This window comes from Streptomyces sp. NPDC033165 (assembly GCF_055577965.1).
In genome coordinates, this window is sequence record NZ_JBVIPK010000005.1 from 365,805 (window position 1) to 387,742 (window position 21,938).

A 21,938-nucleotide genomic window follows, 5' to 3' on the forward strand; every position below is an offset into this window, starting at 1 on the left:
GCCGGGTCCTGGAGCTGGCTGTGCGCGATGCGTGACCGATGCTCAAGGAAATGACAGTACTCCGTCAAGAGCGGAAACCGGACAAGTCCGTTCTATTAACGAACAGACTCTCGCCCGTGAACGTCTGCGCCTCCGGCGGAGGCCGGACATACCTCATGGATCCAGACTCACCCCACCGCGCGGAACGGGCCAGTGGATCGTCTCCCCTGTGAGCCGCCCTACGGACGCAGCGCCCGAAGCAGCAGGTCCGCGAGGTGGTCGGCGACCTCCTGGCGGCTGAGCGGGCCGTCGGGTCGGTACCAGGTGGAGAGGTGGTGGACCGAGCCGAAGTGGTAGTCGACGACCAGGTCGGCGGGGGTGGCCGAGGAGAAGACCCCGCTGCGCTGACCCTCCTCGATCAGGGCCCGGAACCGCTCGTGGTAGCGGCGGCGCTCCACACGTACCTGCTTGTTCTTCTCCGGGCTCAGATGGTGCATGGAGCGGAAGAAGATCGCCGCGTCGTCCAGGTTGTCGATGGTCGTCACGACCACGTCGGCCGCCGCGTCGCGCAGCCGCTCCTCGACGGGGGCGTCGGCGTCCGCGAAGGCGTCCAGGCGCTCCTGCTGGAGCCGCAGCACCCGGGCGTAGACCTCCTGGAGCAGGTCCTCCTTGGAGCCGAAGTAGTGGTAGAGCGCCCCCTTGGTGACGCCCGCCGCCTCGACGATCTCCTGGACCGAGGTGCGGTCGTACCCGCGCTCGGCGAAGAGCCGGGTGGCGGCGGCCAGCAGCCGTTGGGGGACGGGAGTGCCGTTCTGGTCCGTCGCCTTGGCCATGAGCCGCCACCTTCCTTTCGTACCGTGCGCGTGCTGTTTCGACGCCGTTCTAACGGGGGGAACGCAGTTCCCGCCTGAGGATCTTCCCACTCGCCGTCTTCGGCAGCTCGGTCAGGATCACCACCTCGCGCGGATACTTGTACGCGGCAAGCCGTTCCTTGCAGTACGCACCGAGTTCGTCCGGTTCCACGGAGGCTTCCGGACGCAGGCTGACGTAGGCCCGGACGGTCTCCCCCCGGTACGTGTCCGGCACGCCCACGACCGCCGCCTCGCGTACCGCCGGGTGGGTGTGGAGGACGTCCTCCACCTCGCGGGGCCACACCTTGAACCCGGAGGCGTTGATCATGTCCTTCTTGCGGTCGACGACGTACAGCCAGCCCGCCGCGTCCATGAACCCGATGTCGCCGGTGCGCAGCTCCCCGTCCGGGAAGGCGGCGGCCGTGGCCTCGGGGAGGTTCCAGTAGCCGGAGACGACCTGGGGGCCGCGCACCGCGATCTCGCCCTGCTCCCCGAAGGGCACCTCGCGCCCCTCCTCGTCGAGAATCCGTACCACGGTGTCGGGGCCGGGCACTCCGACGGACAGGGTGCCCGAGAGCGGGTCGACCGGAGCCTCGTGCTGCGGCGGTACGGAGGCGCAGGGGGCGGTGCACTCGGTGAGTCCGTAGCCGTTGCGGATGTACGGGCCGAAGCCCGCGCGGAACTTCTCCACCAGCGCGGGCGGCAGCGGTGCGCCGCCGGAGGAGATCACCCGGAACGAGGCGAAGTGGTCCGCAGTGGCGTCCGGGTGCGCGGCCAGCGCCATGAAGGCGGTGGACGGCCCGACCGTGTAGGCGGGGCGGTGGGCGGCGAAGGCGTCGAGGACCACCCCCGCCTCGAAGCGGTACGCCAGCACGAGGGTGCCCGCGTTGGTGACGCAGGCGGAGAGCTGGCAGACCACGCCGGTGATGTGGAAGAGCGGGGCGAGCGCGAAGTAGGCGGAACCCTCGGGGACCGGGTGCCCGACGCGCTGGCGTTCGGCGTTGACCATGATGTTGGCGTGGGAGTTCACGGCGCCCTTGGGGGTGCCGCTGGTGCCGGAGGTGTAGCTGATCAGCGCGGCGTCGGCGGCGGCGAGCTCCCTGCCCTCCGGAGCCGGGTGCCCGGCGCGGGCGACGGTCAGCAGGTCCTCGGCGAGGTCGTCGGGACCGGGGGCGGGGAGGCGTTCGAAGCCGAGGACGCGGGGGTCGTTCACGCTCTGGAGGTCCAGCTCGCAGGCCGTCAGAGCGATGGTGAGGTCCGGGGCCGCCGCCGCGGTGTCCCGCAGATACGCCGCCCAGGCCCGGTCCGAGCAGACCAGCGCGGTGACCCCGGCGTCCGCGAGGACATGACCGGCCTCGCCGGACTTGTACATCGGGTTGAGCGGTACGACGGTGGCCCCGGCCTTCCACGCGCCGAGCAGGGCGAGGACGAAGTGCGGGCTGTTCTGGAGCATGATCGCGACCCGGTCGCCGCGCCGCAGGCCCCGGGCGGCGAGGTGTCCGGCCACCGAGTCGGAGAGCGTGTCGGCCTCGCGGTAGCTCAGGCGGCCGTCGAAGTAGGCCAGGGCCGTACGGTCCGGGGCCCGGCCGACGGCCGTCCGGAAGGCGTGCAGCACGGTCGGGGGCGGGGTGACGGGGGCGCGCTGGGCCTCGCTGAGCAGGGCGAGCCAGGGCTTGGCCGCGTAGGGGGAGGTGCCGGGGGCCACGTCGCTCACGCTCCGCCCGCCTCCTCCCACTTCTGCTGGAGGCGGTTCATACTGCCCATCCAGCGGTCGGGGTCGGCGGCCCGGGCCTGGTAGTAACCGGCCACCTCGGGGTGTGGCAGGACCAGGAAGCGGTCGGCCTCCATCGCGTCGAACAGCGCGTCGGCGACGTCCTCCGGCTCGATGGCGCCGGGCGCGAGGACCAGTTCACCGGCCGAACCGGCGGCGGTGAGCATGTCGGTCCGCACGCCCTGCGGGCAGATCGCGTGGACCTTGATCCCCCGGTGCCGGTAGGTCAGCGAGAGCCATTCGGCGAAGGCGACCGCCCCGTGCTTGGTGACGCTGTAGGGAGCCGCGCCGATCATCGTCAGCAGCCCGGCGGCGGATGCGGTGGTGACGAAGCGGCCGCCGCCGCGCTCCAGCCACTCGGGGAGCAGGGCCCTGGCCGCGCGGACGTGGGCCATGACATTGACGTCCCAGGCCGCCGCCCAGACCTCCTCGTCGGCGAACGCGTCGCCGGGCGAGGCCAGGCCCGCGTTGGCGCAGTAGACGTCCACCGTGCCGCCCAGCGCCTCCCGGGCCGCGTCCACGACACCCGAGGCGTCCCCGGCGACGGCAGAGCCGCCGATCTCCTTCGCCAGCGGCTCGATCCGCCCGAGGTCGAGGTCGTTGACCACGACCCGCGCCCCCTCGGCGGCGAACCTGCGGGCCAGAGCGGCTCCGATACCGCCTCCGGCCCCGGTGACCACCACGCCCGCGCCCCGCACCGTATCCATCGCCGTCCTGCCTCTCTCCCGCCCGGTCCCGTCCGGCCGGTCCCGCCGGCCATCGGCAGACTAACCGGTCGGTATGTACCCGGGGAAGGGCCGGGAGGGGGGAAGGACGGGGCCCGGAGTGCGGGCTCGGGAACCGGCGCGGCGCGGGTCGTTCCGTGCTGGTCCCGCCCGCGCTAGCGTGCGTGGGCATGACAGTCGGCTCGATCATGGGAGCGCGATCATGGAGGTAGCGGAATGAGTCTGTCCCGACGTGGTCTGCTGGCCGCCGGAGGCGCCGTCGGCGCGATCACGGCGACGGCGGCGGGCGCCGCTCCCGCCTCAGCCACCGCCCCGGGGCACCGTCCCGGCCCCGGGCGGGGCCGGGTCCGTACCGGCTTCGACCGGCTGGCGGCGGACGGGTACCGGCTGCTGCGGGGCCGACGGGTCGGCGTCGTCACCAACCCGACCGGGGTCACCGCGGACGTCCGGCACATCGTCGACGTGATGCACCCGGACTCCCGGGTGAACCTGACCGCCGTCTTCGGCCCCGAGCACGGCTTCCGGGGCACCGCGCAGGCGGGCGGTTCGGAGGGGCGTTACGACGACCCGGCGACCGGGCTGCCGGTCTACGACACGTACCTCAAGAGCGGGCAGCCGCTCGCGGACATCTTCACCGCCTCGGGCGTGGACACGGTGCTCTTCGACATCCAGGACGCGGGCGCGCGCTTCTACACGTACATCTGGACGCTGTACGACTGCATGGAGGCGGCCGCGCTCGCGGGCAAGCGGCTGGTGGTGCTGGACCGGCCGAACCCGGTGACCGGGCGGGCGGCGCTGGGGCCGGTGCTGGACCCGGCGTTCGCCACGTTCGTCGGCCGCCGGGAGATCGCCCAGGCGCACGGGATGACGGTGGCGGAGCTGGCGCTGCTCTTCAACGCGGAGTTCCTGCACGAGAATCCCGTACGGCTGGACGTGGTGGGGATGTCCGGGTGGCGGCGCTCGGACTTCTTCGACGACACCGGGCTGCCCTGGGTGCCGCCGAGCCCGAACATGCCGACGCCCGGAACGGCCCTCGTCTACTCCGGCACCTGTCTCTTCGAGGGCACCAACCTCTCCGAGGGCCGGGGCACCACGCGGCCGTTCGAGCTGCTGGGCGCGGAGGGCATCGACCGCCGCTGGGCGGCCGCCGCGAACGCGCTGGAGCTGCCGGGCGTCGCCTTCCGCGAGGCGTACTTCGCTCCGGTGTTCTCCAAGTTCGCGGGGAAGACGGTGGGCGGGGTGCAGGTGCACGTCCAGGACCGGGAGGTCTTCGACCCGGTCCGCACCGGCATCGCCCTGCTGGTCACGGCGAAGGAGACGTGGAGCGGCTTCGCCTGGCGCCCGGACCGCTGGATCGACAAGCTCACCGGCAGCACCCTGGTCCGCACGATGATCGACGCGGGAGCGGACACCGACGCGGTGGTGGGCGCCTGGCAGGAGGACCTGGCGGCCTTCCGGGCGAAGCGGCGACGCCATCTGCGGTACGGGGGGTAGCGGGGGCGGAGAGGGTGGCGCGGGGCGGCCTCTCAGGCGCCGAGGTCCAGGTCGCCGAGGTATTCGCCGTCCTCCGTCAGCCCCCGCTTGCGGTAGCCGAGCCGGAGGTAGAACTCCTCCGGTCCGCCCTCCCCCGGGTGCCAGGTCACGGTCGAGCGCGTCCCGCCACGCCGCCGGATCTCCTCGTTCACCGCGCCCACCGCGAACCGCCCGTACCCCCGGCCCTGCTCCCCCGCGGCGACGGCGAGCCGCCAGAGCCCGGAGCGCGGCGGGGCGTCCGGCACCCCCGCGTCGTAGTCGAAGGACACGTCGAAGAAGGCCATCACGAAGCCCACGATGCGCTCGCCGTCACAGATCAGCCGGGGCCAGGCGACCTCGGGGTGCACGTAGGCCTCGGCCAGGGACTGCGCGACGGGCGAGACGAACTTCCGCTGCTCGGGCGCGACTTCCAGCCGACAGGCGGCGATGACGTTATCGGGGGTGACCTTTTCCAGGCGCGGGTGACTCGCTCTCATGCGCACACCCAACCGCACCCGCCCGGGTCGCCGCCACCGCGTTCCGGCGCGGCCGCACGCCCTCTCACCACCTGCCCGCGCGCCGTTCCGCTTCCGCCCGCGCCACCCCGCCCGACATGGGGAGTCTCAGCCAATGGACGGGTTTCATCTTTCGACGGAGCCGAAACGGGCAATCGTACGTCCATTCCTTGACGTCCAAGGACGAGCGACGGAGGTGGAGAGTGCCATGGCCGGTTTCCGGAGTCTGGCGAGACAGGTCCGCGATCCGCTGGGCGATCTGGCCCTGCGGCGGTATTCGTTGCGCAAGTGCCTGGAGAGATTCGCCCCGTACGGTCACCGGGCGACCTGGGACCATCTGTGCGCCCGGCACGGGATCGATCCCGAGGACCGGGCACCCGATCCGGCGCGCCTGGTGAGCGCGCTGGAGGAACTGGAGGAGGCGCGGGCCGTCTGGCTCGCGTACGAGGCGGGGTTCGCCGAGCGGCGGCGGCGCGAGAAGCACGCGGGGCTGCGCCGGCCGGGCGCGTTCGACGACTGGCACCGCCGCACCTGGGGCGGGCACGGGGTGGCCCGCTGCGCCGACCCCGGGGTGCACCCGACCGAAGCGCTGGCCGAGGTGCTGCGCCGCCTCATCGCCGCCCTCGGTTCCGGGCCCGGCTCCGCCTGCCCGGTCTGCGCGGGCACCGGCATCGAGTGGCGGCAGGAACGGGGACGCGAGCCATGGGCGGGTCCGGTGTGCACGGGCTGCGGGATCGCGGTGCCCCAGCCCGCCCTGACGGACCGAACGCTGGCGATGGCCCGGCTGCCGCGGCACCGGAGGCCCGCCGCGACGGCGGCGTAGCACCTGGGGGTGGCCTACGAGGAACGCTTGCGCTCCGGCATCAGACGGGAGCCGGTGATCCGCTCACCCGTGATGTCGTCGGGGTTGGACAGCACACAGGTCTCCAGCGACAGACAGCCGCACCCGATGCAGTCGGTCAGATGGTCGCGCAGCCGGTGCAACTGTTCGATCCGCTCGTCGAGTTCCTTGCGCCAGACCTCGGAGAGCCGGGCCCAGTCCTCGCGGTTCGGAGTGCGCTCCTCGGGCAGCTCGGCGAGCGCGTCCCGGATCGTGGCCAGCGGGATGCCGACGCGTTGTGCCGCCCGTACGAAGGCGACCCGGCGCAGCGCGTCGCGGGAGTAGCGGCGCTGGTTGCCACTGGTGCGACGGCTGCTGATCAGGCCCTTGGCCTCGTAGAAGTGCAGGGCCGAGACAGCGGCCCCGCTGCGCGCCGAGAGCTGGCCGACCGAGAGTTCGTGGAGTGTCTGTGGGATCTGGGGCACTCCTCAAACCTACTGCCATGTCGTTGACAGGAACGCGCCGCACCATGATGCTGAGCAAGCGCTTAGACATCGCGCCGGAGGGTGCGGCGAGCCGGAAGGCAGGGACCGGGAACATGGCAGAGCCGAAGATCTTCACGTCCGCGCAGGAGCTGCGGGACGGAGTGGGCGAGCAGCTGGGACACAGCGACTGGCTGGAGATCGAGCAGGAGAGGATCGACCGGTTCGCCGAGGCGACCGGCGACCACCAGTGGATCCATGTGGACCCGGAGCGCGCGAAGGAAGGACCCTTCGGCACGACGATCGCGCACGGCTATCTGACGCTGTCGCTGCTGCCCGCGCTGGTGCCGCAGGTGATGCGGGTCGAGGGCATGAAGATGGGCATCAACTACGGGACGAACAAGGTCCGTTTCCCCTCGACCGTCCCGGTCGGCTCGCGGCTGCGGGCCACGGCGGTGCTCCGCGAGGTCGCGGAGGTGGGCGGCGGAGTGCAGGTCACGGCGGTCGTCACGGTCGAGCGCGAGGACAGCGAGAAGCCGGCCTGCGTGGCCGAGTCGGTATCCCGCTACTACTTCTGATCCGCGGCCGCAGCCACGTGCGGCCCGGGGGCCGTGACCACGTGCGATCCGGAGCGGTGACTACGTGCGGCCCGGGGCCGTACGGGCTCCGACCATCCGCAGGACGAGGCCGGCGTACAGCTCGCCGACCTCGTCGGGCGTGCGGCTGCCCTGGGCGTTGAACCAGCGGGCCACATCGATGCAGAGGGACAGCACCGCGAGCGTGGTTCCGGGGATGTCGGGGACGTCGAACTCGCCGTCCCGCACGCCCTCGCTGATGATCCGGCGCACCACCGCGTCGCTCTTGCGGCGCAGCGCGACGATCTCCGTACGGTGCTCGTCGCCGAGGGCGTCGAGCTCGTACTGCACGACCCGGGCGGTGGTGTGCCGCTCGGCGTGCCAGCGGACGAAGGAGCGGGCGGCCCCGGCGAGCCGCTCGGCGGCCGTGCCGTCCCGGTCCGCCTCGGCCTCCAGGACGTACAGCGCCCGTTCGTGGCCGATCTTGCTGATCCGGTGGAGCAGCTCTTCCTTGGTCTTGTAGTGGATGTAGAGGGCGGCCGGGCTCATCCCGGCCCGCCCGGCGATGTCACGGGTGGTGGTCGCGTGGTACCCGCGCTCGGCGAAGGCGTCCACGGCGGCGACGAGGAGCCGCCTGGCCGCCTCGGGAGTGACCTCGCCCCACGGGGCGTCCTCGCCGCTCGTCTCCTCCGCCGCACTCATCGCCCAGGGCCCCTCTCCGTCAACAGGACGAACACCATACCCCGAACCTGAGCAAGCGCTTAGGGCCGTCTCGCCGTCCTGCCGGGTCAGAGCTTCTGGAAGGGGTCGTGCTCGGCGAGGATCTTCTCCAGCCGGGCCTGGTCCACCCGGCTGACGATCTGCCCGGCCTCCTGGCGGTCCCGGATCACCTTGGCGAGCGTGAAGCAGGACGTGACGAGGTAGAGCACGCCGATGGCGAGGAAGCCGCGCACCCAGGCGTCGGCGTCGAGGAAGAAGATACCGAGGGCCACCGCGCCCATCGCCACCAGGAAGGAGGCGACGGCCTGGCCGTAGAAGGCGGCGGTGCTCTGCTGCTTGACCGATGTCGTGTCACTCATGGGGCGAGCATCCGCCGGCGTGGCGCACGCCACATCCGCGCCCGTACTCAGGCGGCTACTCAGACACCCGTACGAACCGGGGCCGACGGCGCTCAGAACGCGGAGACACCCGTCAGCGCGCGGCCGATGATGAGCTTCTGGATCTGGCTGGTGCCCTCGTAGAGCGTCATCACCCGGGCGTCGCGCAGCAGTTTGCCGACCGGGTACTCGTCGATGTAGCCGTAGCCGCCGAAGACCTGGAGGGCGTTGCCGGCGCAGCGGACGGCGGCCTCGGAGGCGTACAGCTTGGCCTTGGAGGCGGCGGTGGCGAACTCCTGGCCCCGGTCGACCAGATCGGCGACCCGCCAGGTGAGCAGCCGGGCGGCGTCCACGTCCACGGCGATGTCGCTCAGCAGCTCCTGGACGAGCTGGTGGCGGGCGATGGCCTTGCCGAACTGCTCGCGCTCACCGGCGTAGCGCACGGCCGCGTCCAGGGCGGCCTGGGCGATGCCCACACAGCCCGCGGCGACCGACATCCGCCCCTTGGCCAGGGCGGACATCGCGATGGAGAAGCCCTTGCCCTCGGGGCCGAGGAGGGCGGCCGCGGGTACCCGGACATCCTCCAGGACCAGTTCGGCGGTGGCCTGGCCGCGCAGGCCGAGCTTGCCGTGGATGGTGCGCCGGGTGAGGCCGGGGGCGTCGGCGGGGACGAGGAAGGCGGAGACCCCGCGGTGGCCGGGGGCGTCGTTCGTGCGGGCGAAGAGCAGCACCACATCGGCCCAGGTGCCGTTGGTGATGAACATCTTGGTGCCGTTGACGACGTAGTCACCGCCGTCGCGTACGGCCCGGGTGGCGAGGTTTCCGGCGTCCGAACCGGTGCCGGGCTCGGTGAGGCCGAAGCAGCCGATCGCCTCGCCGGAGGCGAGCCGGGGAAGCCAGGACCGCTTCTGCTCCTCGTCGCCCCAGGACGCGATGGTCTTGGCCACCAGGCCGAGCGATACGGAGACGATGCCGCGCACGGAGGAGTCGCCGCGCCCCAGCTCCTCGGTGACCAGGCAGTAGGACAGATGGTCGCCGCCGGAGCCGCCGTACTCCTCGGGGACGGTGAGCCCGAGGAAGCCGAGGCCCCCGAGCTTCTTCACGATCGACCTGTCGACATTCTCGGCCCGGTCCCACGCGGCGGCGTGTGGCGCGACCTCGCGGGCGACGAAGTCGGCCGCCAGTTTCCGGACGGCTTCCTGCTCCTCGCTGAGCGTCAGGTCCATCGTGCGCCACCCCACCTCTCGCCAGCGCTTAATTAGCACTGCTAGTTTCTGGCTCGGGGGCCCTACTATGGGCCGCATGGCCCGACCGCGCAAGCCCCTCCTCAGCAGAGACCGCATCGTCGGGGCGGCGAGCGCGCTCGTGGACGCCGAGGGGCTCGACGCCGTCTCCACCCGTCGTCTCGCGGCGGTCCTGGGCGTCAGCGGGCCCTCGCTCTACAACCACTTCCGCAACAAGGACGAGATCCTCGACGCGGTCGCCGACGCCGTCTCCGTACAGGTCGATCTGTCGATGTTCGAGGAGTCGGACCCGCGCGACTGGCGTGCGGCCCTGCACGACTGGGCGCTGTCCTACCGGGCCGCCCTCGCCGCGCATCCGCACATTGTGCCCGTGCTCGCCCGGGGCCCCGGCCGCCGTCCGGCGGGGCTGCGGGTCGCCGACGCGGTGTTCGGGGCGATGGTGAGGGCGGGGTGGCCGCCCGCGCAGGCGACCCGGATCGGGGCGCTGATGCGGTACTTCATCACCGGGTCGGCGCTGGGGTCGTTCGCCGGGGGGTTCGTGGACGACGAGAGCGCCTACGACCCCGCCGACTACCCGCACCTCGGTCAGGCCCATCTGCTGGCCGACCACCGCAGCCAGGTCGACGAAGGGGCCTTCGAGACCGGGCTGCGGGCGCTGCTGGACGGGCTGGCGCTCCAGTACGAGCAGTACGCGCGACCGGTGGGCGACGGCGCTGCGACCCTGCGGCCGGCGACGAACCGTCCCTGACGCACCCTGGACTCATGGACCGTTCCCCGCGACACCGCCCCCGGCCGCACGACGCGGCGGCCCCGCGGCTCGCCGCACTGGCCGCCCTCCTCGCGGACGAGACCCGTGCCTCCTTCTGCCTGGCCCTGCTCGACGGACGGGCCCGGACCGCCGGTGAGCTGGCCCGGTACGCCTCCGTCGCCCCGTCCACCGCCAGCGAGCACCTGGGGCGGCTGGTCGCGGGCGGGCTGCTGGCCGAGGAGCGACAGGGCCGTCACCGCTATGTCCGGCTGGCCGACGAGCGGGCAGCTCACCTGGTGGAGGAGCTGGTCTCGCACGCGGCGCCCGGGACTCCGGAGCGGCCGCGTTCGCTGCGGGCGGCGAGCATCAGCAGTGCGCTGGCCCGGGGACGCACCTGCTACGACCATCTCGCCGGACGGCTCGGCATCCGGATCACCGAGGCGATGACGGTACGGGGGCTGCTGCGGCAGGACACCGGGTTCGCGCTGACCGAGGCGGGCCTGGAGTGGTTCGCCGCCCTGGGCATACCCCTGGACCGGTCGGCCCGACGCCCCCTGGCCCGAGGCTGCCTGGACTGGACGGAACGGCGCCCCCACCTCGCGGGGGCGGCGGGGGCGGCGCTGTGCGCGCATGTGCTGGCGGTGGGGTGGTGCGAGCGGGTGGGATCGGGGAGGGCGGTGCGGGCTACTCCGGCGGGGGTGGGGGCGCTGTCGGACCTCCTGGACATCGCCCCGGCGTCGCTCGACGACCGCCCCTGACATTCAGCACATTCGGCGTTTGACGACGGGCCGGCGCCCCCAGCCCGCCCGGCGTTCGAGGACGGAACCGTGGCGGTGGTCCGGGGCGGCCTCTCCGTGTCCGGCAAGCAGGGGTGCCGCCCAACCCGAGCACCGGTTCCGTCCTCAATCGCCGGACGGGCCTGCGTGGCAGGGCTGCGTCCCTGAGCGGCGGACGGACGAGAGACGGGCATGCGGTGGGCAGGGACTGCCCGGAGGCGCCGGGCGGGCGTCGATTGACGGGGGTTGGCAATTCGGTGAGGGGCGAAGCGTTTCGGCTTTACGGTCGTGGCCATGACGACGACCCCGACACCGCCTCCGGTCCCCACCCCCGCCCACCCCTGGCGCGCCCCCGCCGCCGCCTGCACCACCGTCGTGCTGTGGGCCTCCGCGTTCGTCTCCATCCGCGTTGCGGGCGAGGCCTACTCCCCCGGCGCGCTGGCCCTGGGCCGGCTGCTGGCGGGCACGCTGGTGCTCGGGGCGATCCTGCTCGTCCGCCGGGAAGGGCTCCCGGGGCGGGGCGCCTGGCCCGGGATCATCACCTCGGGGGTGCTGTGGTTCGGGCTGTACATGGTGGCCCTGAACTGGGGCGAACAGGAGGTCGACGCGGGTACGGCCGCGATGCTCGTGAACATCGGCCCGATCCTGATCGCCCTGCTCGGCGCCCGGATGCTCGGCGAGGGCCTGCCGCGCCGACTGCTTCTGGGCATGGGCGTCTCGTTCGCGGGCGCGGTGGTGGTCGGCCTCGCGATGTCAGGGCACGGCGGCTCCTCCGTACTGGGCGTGGCTCTGTGCCTGCTGGCCGCCGTGGCGTACGCGGCGGGCGTGGTGAGCCAGAAGCCGGCCCTCGCACACGGTTCCTCGCTCCAGGTCAACACCTTCGGCTGCCTGATCGGGGCCGTCGCCTGCCTGCCGTTCACCGGTGTGCTGGTCTCCGAGGCGGCCGACGCACCGCTGTCCGCCACCCTGAACATGGTCTACCTGGGCGTCTTCCCGACCGCGCTGGCCTTCACCACCTGGGGCTACGCGCTGGCCCGGACCACCGCGGGAAAGATGGGCGCGACCACGTACGCGGTACCGGCGCTCGTCGTGGGCATGGCGTGGGTGCTACTGGACGAGGTGCCGACCCCGCTCGCCGTCCTCGGCGGCGCCCTGTGCCTGGCCGGGGTGGCGGTCTCCCGGAGCCGTCAGCAGACTGGGCCCACACGCGGAAATCCGGCACGGCCGGTGGAGGGACCCCGTCATGACGAGGAGCGCCAAGCGGAACGGACGTAACGGAACCGGCGGCAGGGCCGGCCGGGACGCCCCCGAGCCGAGCGCGCAGGCGGCCCGTTACGGCGGGCCGTATCTGGACGGGTTCGGTGTGGTCGACAGCGGGGACGACGATCCGGTCCTCCTGACGCCGAAGGGCCACGCCCGCGACGCCTGGCGCGAGGACTACCCGTACGACCGCAAGCTCCGTCGCCGCGACTACGACAAGGCCAAGCGGGCGCTCCAGATCGAGCTGCTGAAGCTCCAGCACTGGGTGAAGGAGCGCGACGAGCGGCTGGTGATCCTCTTCGAGGGCCGGGACGCGGCGGGCAAGGGCGGCACGATCAAGCGGTTCACCGAGCACCTCAATCCGCGTGGCGCGCGGGTGGTGGCGCTGGAGAAGCCGACCGACCGCGAGCGCACCCAGTGGTACTTCCAGCGTTACACGGCGCATCTGCCGAGCGCCGGGGAGATCGTGCTGTTCGACCGCTCCTGGTACAACCGGGCGGGCGTGGAACGGGTGATGGGGTTCTGCACGACCCGCGAGTACCTGGAGTTCATGCACCAGACTCCGGGGTTCGAGCGGATGCTCGCCCGGGACGGCATCCACCTGGTGAAGTTCTGGTTCTCCGTCTCCCGCAACGAGCAGCGCAACCGGTTCATGATCCGGCAGATCGACCCCGTACGACGGTGGAAGCTGAGCCCGGTCGACCTGGCCTCGCTGGACAAGTGGGACGAGTACACGGAGGCCAAGGAGCTGATGCTCTTCCACACCGACACGGCGGACGCACCGTGGACGGTGGTGAAGAGCAACGACAAGAAGCGGGCCCGGCTGGAGGCGATGCGGCATGTGCTGGACCGCTTCGACTACCCGGGCAAGGACCCGGAGGTGGCCGGGAAGCCGGACCCGCTGATCGTGGGCCCGGCCTCCCGGCTGTTCGAGGAAGGCGAGATGGACGCCCGGCTGCTGGGTCCGGTCACCTCGACGTCGCGGACGACGGACTACTAGAAGACGACGAGCGCGCGGCCACCCTTGCCCGCGACCATGTTGTCGAAGGCGGCGGGAATGCCGTCCAGGGCGATGCGTTCGGTGACCATCATCGACAGGTCGAAGCGGCCCGCGCGGATGTGGTCGGCGAGGGCGGGCAGATCGCGGGCCGGGTCGCTGTTGCCGTACACGCAGCCCGTCAGGGAGCGGCCCCAGTGGAAGATCTCCAGGGCGTTGAAGGTGACCTCCTGGTCCTTGCCGCCGATGCCGACGACCGTGGTGCGCCCGCCGCGCCGGGTGGACTCCCAGGCGGCGCGGATGGTCGCGGGCCGCCCGACGCACTCCACGGCGACGTCCGCGCCCTGGCCTCCGGTCAGTTTGCGGATCTCGCGCGGGGTGGTGGCGGAGGCGACGGCGTAGTCGGTGGCTCCGGCCTGCCGGGCGAGCTCCTCCTTGGCCGGGGAGACGTCGACCGCGATGATCCGGGAGGCGCCCGCGATCCGGGCGGCCTGGAGCACAGCGAGGCCGACGCCGCCGATCCCGAACACGACGACGCTCTCGCCCTCGCGGACCCGGGCGCTGTGGTGGATCGCCCCGTAGCCGGTGAGGACCGCGCAGCCGAGGAGCGCGGCGTCGGTGAGGGGCACGCCGTCGGGGGCGGGGAGCACGCAGTTCGCGGCGACGACGGTCTCCTCGGCGAAGGCCGCGACATTGAGGCCCGGGTGGAGCTCGGTGCCGTCCGCCGTACGGGCGTGGAGGTTGGTGGCCCCCTTGAGAGCGTCGGCGCAGAGCCACACCTCGCCGATCCCGCAGTGGAAGCAGGCCCCGCAGGAGGGCGCCCAGTTGAGGACGACGCCGTCGCCCGGGGCGACATGGGTGACGCCCTCGCCGACCGCCAGGACGGTTCCCGCGCCCTCGTGGCCGAGGACGGCGGGCACCGGGACGCGCATGGTGCCGTTGGACAGGGACAGGTCGGAGTGGCAGACCCCGGCGGCGGCGAGCGCGACGCGCACCTGGCCGGGGCCGGGCTCCGGCAGGACGATGTCGGTGATCTCCAGCGGAGCTCCGACGGCGGGCAGTACAGCGGCGCGGACCACGAACTGACTCCTTACGGGGAAGGAAAGGGTTACGGGGTTCAGAACTGGAGCGACTTCGTCTGGAGATACTCCGCCAGACCGTGCGCCCCCAGCTCGCGCCCCACCCCCGACTGCTTGTAACCGCCGAACGGGGCCAGCGGGTTGAACCGCCCGCCGTTGATGTCGACCTGCCCGGTGTCCATCCGGCGGGCGAAGGCCACCGCCTCCTCGTCGTCCGCGGCCCACACGGCGCCCGCCAGCCCGTAGACGGTGTCGTTGGCGATCCGGAGGGCGTCGTCCACGTCCTCGTAGCGGAGGATCGAGACGACCGGGCCGAAGATCTCCTCCTGGGCGATGGTCATGTCCGGGGTGACGTCGGCGAAGACGGTGGGGCTGACGTAGTAGCCGCTCTCCAGCGGGGCTTCCGGGCCGCCCGCGACCAGCCGGGCGCCTTCCGCGACGCCGCTCTCGATGTAACCGCGCACCCGGGCCTGCTGCTTGGCACTGACGAGCGGGCCGACCCGCTCCCCGGCGACGTACTTGGTGACGGCGTTCGCCGCGAGCTCCACCGCCTCGTCGTACCGCTCGGCGTCCACGAGCATCCGGGTCCAGGCGCTGCACGTCTGGCCGGAGTTGGTCATCACGTTGGCGATGCCGACGTTGACGGCCTTGGCGAGGTCCGCGCCGGGGAGGATGACGTTGGCGGACTTGCCGCCCAGTTCGAGGGCGACGCGCTTGACGGCGGCCCCGGCGGTGGCCCCGATCTGCTTGCCGACGGCGGTGGAGCCGGTGAAGGAGACCAGGTCGACGTCCTCGTGCGCGGCGAGCGCCTGCCCGGCGACCGGCCCGAGACCGGTGACCAGGTTGAAGACCCCGGGCGGCAGCCCGGCGGCCTCGGTGGCCTCGGCGAAGAGCTGGGCGGTGAGCGGGGTGTCCTCGGCGGGCTTGAGGACGACCGTGCAGCCCGCGGCGAGCGCGGGGGCGACCTTGGCGACGATCTGATGGAGCGGGTAGTTCCAGGGGGTGATCGCGCCGACGACGCCGACCGGCTCCAGGAGCACGGTGGAGTTGCCGATCCGCTCCTCGAAGGAGTGGCACGCGGCCAGTTCGGCGTACGAGGAGGCGACCAGCACCGGGACGCCCGCGTGGACCATCTGCGAGAGCGGCAGCGGCGAACCCAGCTCGGCGGTGATCGTCTCGGCCAGCTCGTCCTTGCGGGCGGCCAGCGCGTCGGCGAGCGCGCTGAGCCGGGCCGCGCGCTCGGCGGGCGGGGTGGCGGCCCAGGCGGGGAGAGCGGCCCGTGCGGCCCGTACCGCCGCGTCGACGTCCTCGGCCGTGCCCGCCGGTACGTGGGCGATGACCTGTTCGTCGGCCGGGTTCACGACCGCAATCGTGTCCCGGCCGACGGCGGGCCGCCACGCGCCGCCGATGTACATCTGGTCATGGGCCTTCATGGCTGTTTCCTCCCGGACGTGCTGTGCGGAGCGCCGAAGCCGTGCGACGGGCGCGGGGCCCTGTCACACCCGCCCAAACTAGCGCCGTTAGTTTTGTGGCGCCAGGGAGCCTCCGGAGACACCGGTCACGCCGGTCATGACGGTCACACCGGAGTGCGCGCCGGGCGCGGGGGTCTTCCGGCGGCTGCCCGTCCGGCAGCGGCCCTCCGGCGGGTGTCGTCCAGCGGGTGTCGTCCAGACAGCGCTGGACGGTGCTAGATGGTGCCGAAGAGGATGCCCGCCCCGAGCACGACGAGGGAGGTGAGCACGGCCCACTTGACGGTGAACCGGGTGTGGTCGCCGAACTCGACCTTCGCCATGCCGACGAGGACGTACACGGCGGGCACCAGCGGCGAGGACATGTGCAGCGCCTGGCCCGCCAGGGAGGCGCGGGCGATCTCCAGCGGGGAGACCCCGTGGGCGGCCCCGGCCTCGGCGAGGACCGGGACGACGCCGAAGTAGAAGCCGTCGTTGGACATGAAGTACGTGAGCGGCAGGCTGAGCAGGCCGGTGACGATGGCCATGTGCGGGCCCATCGCGTCGGGGACGGTGCTCACGACCCAGTCGGCCATGTGCTCGACCATGCCCGTGCCGGTGAGGACACCGGTGAACACGGCGGCGGCGAAGACCATGCCGGATACGTTGAGGACGTTGTCGGCATGGGCGGCGATCCGGGCCCGCTGGTCGGGCATGCGGGGGAAGTTGACGGTGAGGGCGAGGGCCGCGCCGAGCAGGAAGAGCACCGGGATCGGCAGCAGCTCCATGATCATCGCGGTCAGCAGGGCGACGGTGAGACCGGCGTTGAACCAGTAGAGCTTCGGGCGGAGCGTGGACCGGTTCGGGTCGAGGCCCTTGAACTCCTCCTCGTCGCCGCCTTCGCCCTCGTCCGGGTCCGCGTCCGTGAACCCCGGGGCGGCGCCCGAGGAGTGGGGGTCCGGGGTGGTGCCCGAGGAGTGGGAGTCCGGGGCGGCGCCCGAGGAGTGGGGGTCCGGGGTGGTGCCTGAGAAGTCGGAGTCCGAGGCGGCGCCTGAGGAATCCGAGTCCGAGGCGGCCGGGCCCTTGCGGAGACGGTTCTCGCCGCCCGCGCCAACGGCGCCGACCGCCACGGTCTCCGGCTCCGCCTCCCGCACGAGCTCCTCGTCCAGTGTGAGCACGCCCAGGCGCCTGCGCTCGCGTCGGCCGAGCACGTACGCCAGCAGGAACACCGCGAGCAGTCCGACGGCGAGCGCCGGGATCATGGGCACGAAGATCTCGGAGGCGTCCAGCTTGAGGGCGGTCGCGGCGCGGGCGGTGGGTCCGCCCCAGGGAAGGGTGTTCATGACGCCGTTCGCGGTGGCGGCCACGCCGGTCATCACCACGAGGCTCATCTTGAGGCGTTTGTAGAGCGGATACATCGCCGAGACGGTGATCATGAAGGTGGTGGAGCCGTCGCCGTCCAGGGAGACGATCGCGGCGAGCAACGCCGTACCGACGACGATCCGCATCGGGTCGGCCTTGCAGAACCGGAGGATGCCCCGGACGATCGGGTCGAACAGGCCGACGTCGATCATCACACCGAAGTAGACGATGGCGAACATCAGCATGGCGGCGGTCGGCGCGAGGTTGCCGACGCCGTCGATGACGTAGTCGCCGAGCTGCGCTCCCTGCCCGACGGCGACACAGAACAGTGCGGGGATCAGTACCAGCGCCGCGATCGGCGACATCTTCTTCGTCATGATCAGGACCAGGAAGGTCGCGATCATGGCGAAGCCGAGGATTGTCATCATGGGGGATACCTAACGTTCATCCTTGAACTCCCACCGGTCTCGGCGGTCCGGACGACGTTAGGGGCCCTCTCGCAGCGTCAACAAGATGTCGACGCGTGAGCAATACGAGCAAAACCCCAGGTCAAAGCAGTGCCGTTAGGGCAGGGGGGTGACGGATACCGGAATGGCGTTCAGCACGGCCGTACCGGACAGCGGGTCCAGAAAGGTGCCGTCGAGCAGCTGGTTCACGTTCGCCCCGGGATGGGCGGCGGCCACCGACATACGGGTCCCGGGGCGGCTGTGGCCCCAGCCGTGCGGGAGGCTCACCACTCCGCTGCGTACGGTTTCCGTGATCTCGGCGGGGGCCTCGACCGCGCCTCCGGAGGACTCGATCCGTACGGTGGCCCCGTCCACGAGCCCCAGGCGAGCCGCGTCGTCGGGGTGGACCTGGAGGGTGCAGACGTTGGTACCGCCGCTCAGCGAGCCGACGTTGTGCATCCAGCTGTTGTTGGAGCGCAGATGGCGGCGGCCGACGAGGACGAGCGGGGCGGGCCGCACCCCCAGCGCCCGGCGCAGGCGCGGCAGATCGGCGGCGATCGGAGCGGGGAGCAGTTCGATGCGGCCGGAGCGGGTGCGCAGGATCTCCGGGAGCCGGGGCCGCAGCGGGCCGAGGTCGATGCCGTGGGGGTGGGCGAGGAGCTGCTCCAGCGTCAGACCGTACGGGCCGAGGCGCAGCATCAGGTCGAGGCGCCGTTCGGGACCGCTCTCACCGGTGAGTTCTGCGGCCAGTTCCTTCGGGGCCCCGGCCCGGGTGAGCGCGGTGTCGATGGCCAGGTCGTCCACGGCGGAGGGCGGGGCTCCGTGCATCCCGCCCACCGCGAGGATCAGCCGGGCGAGGACCTCGCTCTCGTCCATCCGTCCGTCCTCCAGGAGGACGGGGGCGCGGGTGTAGCGGACCTGGTTGTGCACGGCGAAGGAGTTGAACGCGAAGTCGAAGTGGGCGCTCTGCGAGGGCGGCGGCGGGGGCAGGACGACGTCGGCGCGGCGGGAGGTCTCGTTGAGGTACGGGTCGACGCTGACCATGAAGTCGAGCCGGTCGGCGAGGGCCGCGTCCAGGCGGTCGCCGTCGGGTGCGGAGAGTACGGGGTTGGCGGCGAGGACGAGCAGGGCGCGGATGCGGCCCTCGCCCGGGGTCTCGATCTCCTCGGCCAGGGCGGCGATGGGCAGTTCGCCCTTGGCCTCGGGATGCCCGGAGACCCGGCTCACCCAGCGCCCGAGGGTGAAGCCCTTGCCGGGGCCGGCTTCGCGCGGGGCGCGCGCGGTCGCGGAGAGCGGGAAGAGCGCCCCGCCGGGGCGGTCCAGGTTGCCGGTGAGGATGTTGAGAACGTCCACGAGCCAGCTGGCGAGGGTGCCGTGCTCGACGGTGCAGCTGCCGATCCGCCCGTAGACGGCGGCAGTGGGGGCGGCGGCCAGTTCACGGGCGAGCGCGGTGGTGGTGGCCGCGTCCACGTCACAGGCGGCGGCGACCGCTTCCGGGGTGAAGCCGGCCAGGGCGGCGGCCAGTTCGTCGAGCCCTTCCAGGTGCTCGGTGAGCGGCCCGGGGTCGGCGAGCTTCTCGGTGATGAGGGTGTGCGCGACCGCCGCCAGCAGCAGGGCGTCCGCGCCGGGCCGGATCGCGATGTGCCGGTCGGCGAGGCGGGCGGTGCGGGTGCGGCGCGGGTCGATGACGGTGAGGGTGCCGCCGCGGCGGCGCAGCGCCCTGAGCCGGCCGGGGAAGTCGGGGGCGGTGCAGAGACTGCCGTTGGACTCCAGTGGGTTGGCACCGATCAGGAGGAGGTGGTCGGTGCGGTCGAGATCCGGTACGGGGATGGCGTGCGCGTCACCGAAGAGGAGGCCGCTGGAGACGTGCTTGGGCATCTGGTCCAGGGTGCTCGCGGTGAACACGTTGCGGGTGCGCAGGGCCCCGAGCAGCAGGGGCGGGTAGAGGGCGCCCGCCATCGTGTGCACGTTGGGGTTGCCGAGGACCACGCCGACGGACTGCTGTCCGTGGGCCTCGGCCAGGGCCGGTACGCGCTCGGCGATCAGGTCGAACGCCTCGCTCCAGGAAGCGTCGTGGAGCTCCCCGTCCGCACCGCGCACGAGCGGGACGCGCAGCCGGTCGGGGTCGGCGTCCAGGCCTCCGAAGGACGCGCCCTTGGGACAGATGAAGCCCCGGCTGAAGATGTCGTCGCGGTCGCCGCGCGCACCGGTCACGGTGGCCCCCTCGATGGTGAGGGTGAGGCCGCAGGTGGCCTCGCAGAGGGGGCAGATACGCGGTGCGGTGCGGGAGTCGTGGGACATGGGCCCTCCCCGGGGCGGCTGCGGCGACGGCACGCGGACATGGGCCGGGCGGGGGTGGGAGCCCCGGCGGAACCGAGCATACCGACCGGTACGCATGGCGGGGAGGCGTCGTACGGCACGGATCGACGACGGCGCGGACCGGGGCGACAAGGACCGGGGGGGCACACACCGGGGCGACGTGGACCGGCGACCTGGACCAGGGCGGCACCGGCCGGGGGCAGCACGCACCGGGGCGGCACCGAGGGGGCAGCACCGACTGGAGGGTGACCTCCCTGCACCCCCGCCCGGGGTCAGGCGCGGCGGGCGGCCCAGACGGTGCGCTCGGTGCGTACCGTCAGGTCGTCCCGGCGCAGGATGCCCTGCGGGCCGGCCGGGTCGAGGAGCCGGTCGAGCGCGGTGAGGTCCTCGGGGGACAGCTCGTCGGCGACGGCGCTGCGGATGCGGCTCAGGACGCCGAGGGCGTAACGGCCGATCGCTTCGCCGCGGCCGCCCTCGATGTTCACGGTGATGGTGCGTTCGTCCTCGACGGTGAAGCCGGCGGCGGACAGCATCGGGCCCCAGTCGGCGCCGCGGTGGGGCAGGTGTTCGGCTTGGCGGCGGTCGGCTGCGGCATGGACGCGCTCTTCCAGACCGGGGCTGCCCTGGGGAGCGTTCCCGGGCAGGAAGCGGGGGTGGCCGGCCAGTTCGACGACGGCGAGCAGGCCGCCGGGGGCGAGCATGTCGCGGACGGTGCGCAGCGCGCGTTCGGGGTGGGTCATGTGGTGCATCGAGGCCGATGCCCAGATCAGGTCGGGTGAGCCGAGGTCGGGCCAGGCGGCGGCGTCGAGGTCGGCCTGCACGGTGCGCACCCGTTCCTCGACCCCGCGGGCACACGCCTTGGCGCGCAGGCGCCGGAGGTGTTCGGCGGACATGTCGACAGCGGTGACGTGCGCGTCGGGGAAGCGGTCGAGCAGGGCGAAGGTGCCCGCGCCCGTGCCGCAGCCCAGGTCCACGATGTGGTGGGGGCCGTTCCGCAGGGGCAGCGATGCGGTGATGGAGGCGGTGTGCTCGGCGAGGACTTCGGCGTCCAGGTCGAGGATCTCCGCCTGCCCACCGGTGTCCCGCTCGTGGTGGTGGCCGGGCGAAGCTCCGTGGTGGGGGGTGCGCGAGTGTGTTTGGCTCATGCCCTTCACCCTAGGACCGCTATGCGCCAGGGGCGTAACATCTTGCCGTTTCCGCAAGCCGATGGCGGCGGATGCTGCCTGACGCGCAAAACAGAAGCGCGGTGCAGGACATGAAGCGCGGCGCAGGACAAGAGGTGACCGCCCCGGAGGCCGCCATGTGGGCCAGCGCCCTCATTCGGGAGCATCGCCGCCGTCGTCACGCTGGTGGCAACGGCGGGCATCCCGGTCGAAGAGGCCCAGGATCTCGCAGGGCCCGCCCTCGGCGCCGATCGCGTGCGGCATCATCGTGGGGAACTCGGCGGCCTGGTTGGTCTCGACGCGGAAGCGGCGCCGGCCGAGCATGAGGATGGCGGTGCCGGACAGCACGACGAGCCATTCGCGCCCCGGATGGGCGCGCATGCGGGCGGGATTGTCGGGCGGGGGGTCGGTCAGCCGCTGGCGCACCACGCTCATGCCGGGGTCCGCCTTCAGGGTCCAGCGCATCCGGCCGTGGACGCTGTCGATCGTCGGGCTGGTGACGACGTCGTCGGTGGCGGTCTCCACGAGCTGGTCCAGCGTGGTGTCCAGGGCGCGGGCGAGGGTGACCAGCTGGTCGAGGGCGAGGCGCCGCTGACCGTTCTCGATGCGGCTCAGCGACGACTGGCTGAGGTGGGCACGGGTGGCCAGTTCCTCCAGCGACAAGCCCTGCGCGACCCGGAGCGCGCGGATGCGTCTGCGTACGAGGCTGTCCAGCTCTCCGCTCTCTTGCGTCATGAGCGACAGCGTATGCCCTGGACGCAAGGCCGGG

At 72.4% G+C, this 21,938-nt stretch carries 21 protein-coding genes; 7 read left to right on the forward strand and 14 right to left on the reverse strand.

What is annotated here, in order from left to right; translation table 11 throughout:
• Nucleotides 1-218 precede the first annotated feature (218 nt).
• Genes ACZ5WC_RS15445 through ACZ5WC_RS15455 form a run of 3 tightly spaced genes read right to left on the reverse strand, consistent with a single transcriptional unit; the run spans nucleotide 219 to nucleotide 3,308 of the window.
• Complete coding sequence (locus tag ACZ5WC_RS15445) at nucleotides 219-812, reverse strand: TetR/AcrR family transcriptional regulator (RefSeq protein ID WP_096627833.1); 594 nt, start codon at nucleotides 810-812, stop codon at nucleotides 219-221.
• Between the two features lie 49 nt (nucleotides 813-861).
• Nucleotides 862-2,544, reverse strand: a complete 1,683-nt coding sequence (locus ACZ5WC_RS15450) for a class I adenylate-forming enzyme family protein (RefSeq protein ID WP_468541260.1) — start codon at nucleotides 2,542-2,544, stop codon at nucleotides 862-864.
• Nucleotides 2,541-3,308 carry an SDR family oxidoreductase gene (locus ACZ5WC_RS15455; RefSeq protein WP_468541261.1) on the reverse strand — a complete coding sequence of 256 codons (768 nt, stop codon included), beginning with the start codon at nucleotides 3,306-3,308 and terminating at the stop codon, nucleotides 2,541-2,543. The genes ACZ5WC_RS15450 and ACZ5WC_RS15455 overlap by 4 nt, the downstream gene beginning before the upstream one ends.
• Nucleotides 3,309-3,542: 234 nt before the next feature.
• On the opposite strand from ACZ5WC_RS15455, the gene ACZ5WC_RS15460 reads away from it, so the two are divergent.
• Nucleotides 3,543-4,820, forward strand: a complete 1,278-nt coding sequence (locus ACZ5WC_RS15460; protein ID WP_468541262.1) for an exo-beta-N-acetylmuramidase NamZ family protein — start codon at nucleotides 3,543-3,545, stop codon at nucleotides 4,818-4,820.
• Between the two features lie 32 nt (nucleotides 4,821-4,852).
• Here the strand turns inward: ACZ5WC_RS15460 and ACZ5WC_RS15465 are convergent, their stop codons facing one another.
• Nucleotides 4,853-5,335 (reverse strand): GNAT family N-acetyltransferase, encoded by a 483-nt coding sequence (locus ACZ5WC_RS15465; protein WP_468541263.1) that lies wholly within the window; start codon nucleotides 5,333-5,335, stop codon nucleotides 4,853-4,855.
• Between the two features lie 226 nt (nucleotides 5,336-5,561).
• Between ACZ5WC_RS15465 and ACZ5WC_RS15470 the strand changes: the two genes are divergently transcribed.
• Complete coding sequence (locus ACZ5WC_RS15470) at nucleotides 5,562-6,176, forward strand: hypothetical protein (protein ID WP_468541264.1); 615 nt, start codon at nucleotides 5,562-5,564, stop codon at nucleotides 6,174-6,176.
• A 14-nt stretch (nucleotides 6,177-6,190) separates the two neighbouring features.
• Here ACZ5WC_RS15470 and soxR read toward each other — a convergent pair whose 3' ends face one another.
• Nucleotides 6,191-6,658 (reverse strand): redox-sensitive transcriptional activator SoxR, encoded by a 468-nt coding sequence (gene soxR / locus ACZ5WC_RS15475; RefSeq protein ID WP_311118914.1) that lies wholly within the window; start codon nucleotides 6,656-6,658, stop codon nucleotides 6,191-6,193.
• A 113-nt stretch (nucleotides 6,659-6,771) separates the two neighbouring features.
• On the opposite strand from soxR, the gene ACZ5WC_RS15480 reads away from it, so the two are divergent.
• Nucleotides 6,772-7,233: a MaoC family dehydratase gene (locus tag ACZ5WC_RS15480; protein ID WP_468541265.1), complete on the forward strand. Its 462-nt coding sequence runs from the start codon at nucleotides 6,772-6,774 to the stop codon at nucleotides 7,231-7,233.
• A 60-nt stretch (nucleotides 7,234-7,293) separates the two neighbouring features.
• Here the strand turns inward: ACZ5WC_RS15480 and ACZ5WC_RS15485 are convergent, their stop codons facing one another.
• The 3 genes from ACZ5WC_RS15485 to ACZ5WC_RS15495 form a co-directional block, all read right to left on the reverse strand.
• Nucleotides 7,294-7,932, reverse strand: a complete 639-nt coding sequence (locus ACZ5WC_RS15485) for a TetR/AcrR family transcriptional regulator (RefSeq protein ID WP_468541266.1) — start codon at nucleotides 7,930-7,932, stop codon at nucleotides 7,294-7,296.
• Between the two features lie 86 nt (nucleotides 7,933-8,018).
• The gene (locus ACZ5WC_RS15490) at nucleotides 8,019-8,309 is read right to left on the reverse strand and encodes a YiaA/YiaB family inner membrane protein (RefSeq protein ID WP_015607581.1); all 291 of its coding nucleotides are present in this window, start codon (nucleotides 8,307-8,309) and stop codon (nucleotides 8,019-8,021) included.
• Between the two features lie 92 nt (nucleotides 8,310-8,401).
• Nucleotides 8,402-9,553: an acyl-CoA dehydrogenase family protein gene (locus ACZ5WC_RS15495; protein WP_468541267.1), complete on the reverse strand. Its 1,152-nt coding sequence runs from the start codon at nucleotides 9,551-9,553 to the stop codon at nucleotides 8,402-8,404.
• 76 nt (nucleotides 9,554-9,629) lie between these two features.
• Here ACZ5WC_RS15495 and ACZ5WC_RS15500 point away from each other — a divergent pair, with 76 nt between their 5' ends.
• The 4 genes from ACZ5WC_RS15500 to ppk2 all read left to right on the forward strand — a co-directional run bounded on the left by ACZ5WC_RS15500 (nucleotide 9,630) and on the right by ppk2 (nucleotide 13,355).
• Complete coding sequence (locus ACZ5WC_RS15500) at nucleotides 9,630-10,319, forward strand: TetR/AcrR family transcriptional regulator (RefSeq protein WP_468541268.1); 690 nt, start codon at nucleotides 9,630-9,632, stop codon at nucleotides 10,317-10,319.
• A gap of 14 nt (nucleotides 10,320-10,333) precedes the next feature.
• Complete coding sequence (locus tag ACZ5WC_RS15505; protein ID WP_468541269.1) at nucleotides 10,334-11,077, forward strand: ArsR/SmtB family transcription factor; 744 nt, start codon at nucleotides 10,334-10,336, stop codon at nucleotides 11,075-11,077.
• 312 nt (nucleotides 11,078-11,389) lie between these two features.
• On the forward strand, nucleotides 11,390-12,370 hold the full coding sequence (locus ACZ5WC_RS15510) for a DMT family transporter (RefSeq protein WP_468541270.1): 981 nt from the start codon (nucleotides 11,390-11,392) through the stop codon (nucleotides 12,368-12,370).
• Nucleotides 12,339-13,355, forward strand: coding sequence for a polyphosphate kinase 2 (gene ppk2, locus ACZ5WC_RS15515; protein WP_468541271.1), 1,017 nt, complete (start codon nucleotides 12,339-12,341; stop codon nucleotides 13,353-13,355). Before ACZ5WC_RS15510 ends, ppk2 begins: the two co-directional genes overlap by 32 nt.
• Here the strand turns inward: ppk2 and ACZ5WC_RS15520 are convergent.
• From ACZ5WC_RS15520 to ACZ5WC_RS15545, 6 genes are all read right to left on the reverse strand, one after another.
• Complete coding sequence (locus ACZ5WC_RS15520) at nucleotides 13,352-14,431, reverse strand: Zn-dependent alcohol dehydrogenase (protein ID WP_468541272.1); 1,080 nt, start codon at nucleotides 14,429-14,431, stop codon at nucleotides 13,352-13,354. The genes ppk2 and ACZ5WC_RS15520 overlap by 4 nt on opposite strands.
• 38 nt (nucleotides 14,432-14,469) lie before the next feature.
• Nucleotides 14,470-15,864, reverse strand: coding sequence for an aldehyde dehydrogenase family protein (locus tag ACZ5WC_RS15525; protein ID WP_468541273.1), 1,395 nt, complete (start codon nucleotides 15,862-15,864; stop codon nucleotides 14,470-14,472).
• Between the two features lie 254 nt (nucleotides 15,865-16,118).
• Nucleotides 16,119-17,669, reverse strand: coding sequence for a CitMHS family transporter (locus tag ACZ5WC_RS15530; protein WP_468541274.1), 1,551 nt, complete (start codon nucleotides 17,667-17,669; stop codon nucleotides 16,119-16,121).
• A gap of 135 nt (nucleotides 17,670-17,804) precedes the next feature.
• Nucleotides 17,805-19,988, reverse strand: coding sequence for a molybdopterin-dependent oxidoreductase (locus tag ACZ5WC_RS15535; protein WP_468541275.1), 2,184 nt, complete (start codon nucleotides 19,986-19,988; stop codon nucleotides 17,805-17,807).
• A 290-nt stretch (nucleotides 19,989-20,278) separates the two neighbouring features.
• The gene (locus tag ACZ5WC_RS15540; RefSeq protein ID WP_468541276.1) at nucleotides 20,279-21,151 is read right to left on the reverse strand and encodes a class I SAM-dependent methyltransferase; all 873 of its coding nucleotides are present in this window, start codon (nucleotides 21,149-21,151) and stop codon (nucleotides 20,279-20,281) included.
• Between the two features lie 171 nt (nucleotides 21,152-21,322).
• Nucleotides 21,323-21,904 (reverse strand): helix-turn-helix domain-containing protein, encoded by a 582-nt coding sequence (locus ACZ5WC_RS15545; protein WP_468541277.1) that lies wholly within the window; start codon nucleotides 21,902-21,904, stop codon nucleotides 21,323-21,325.
• Nucleotides 21,905-21,938: the final 34 nt, after the last annotated feature.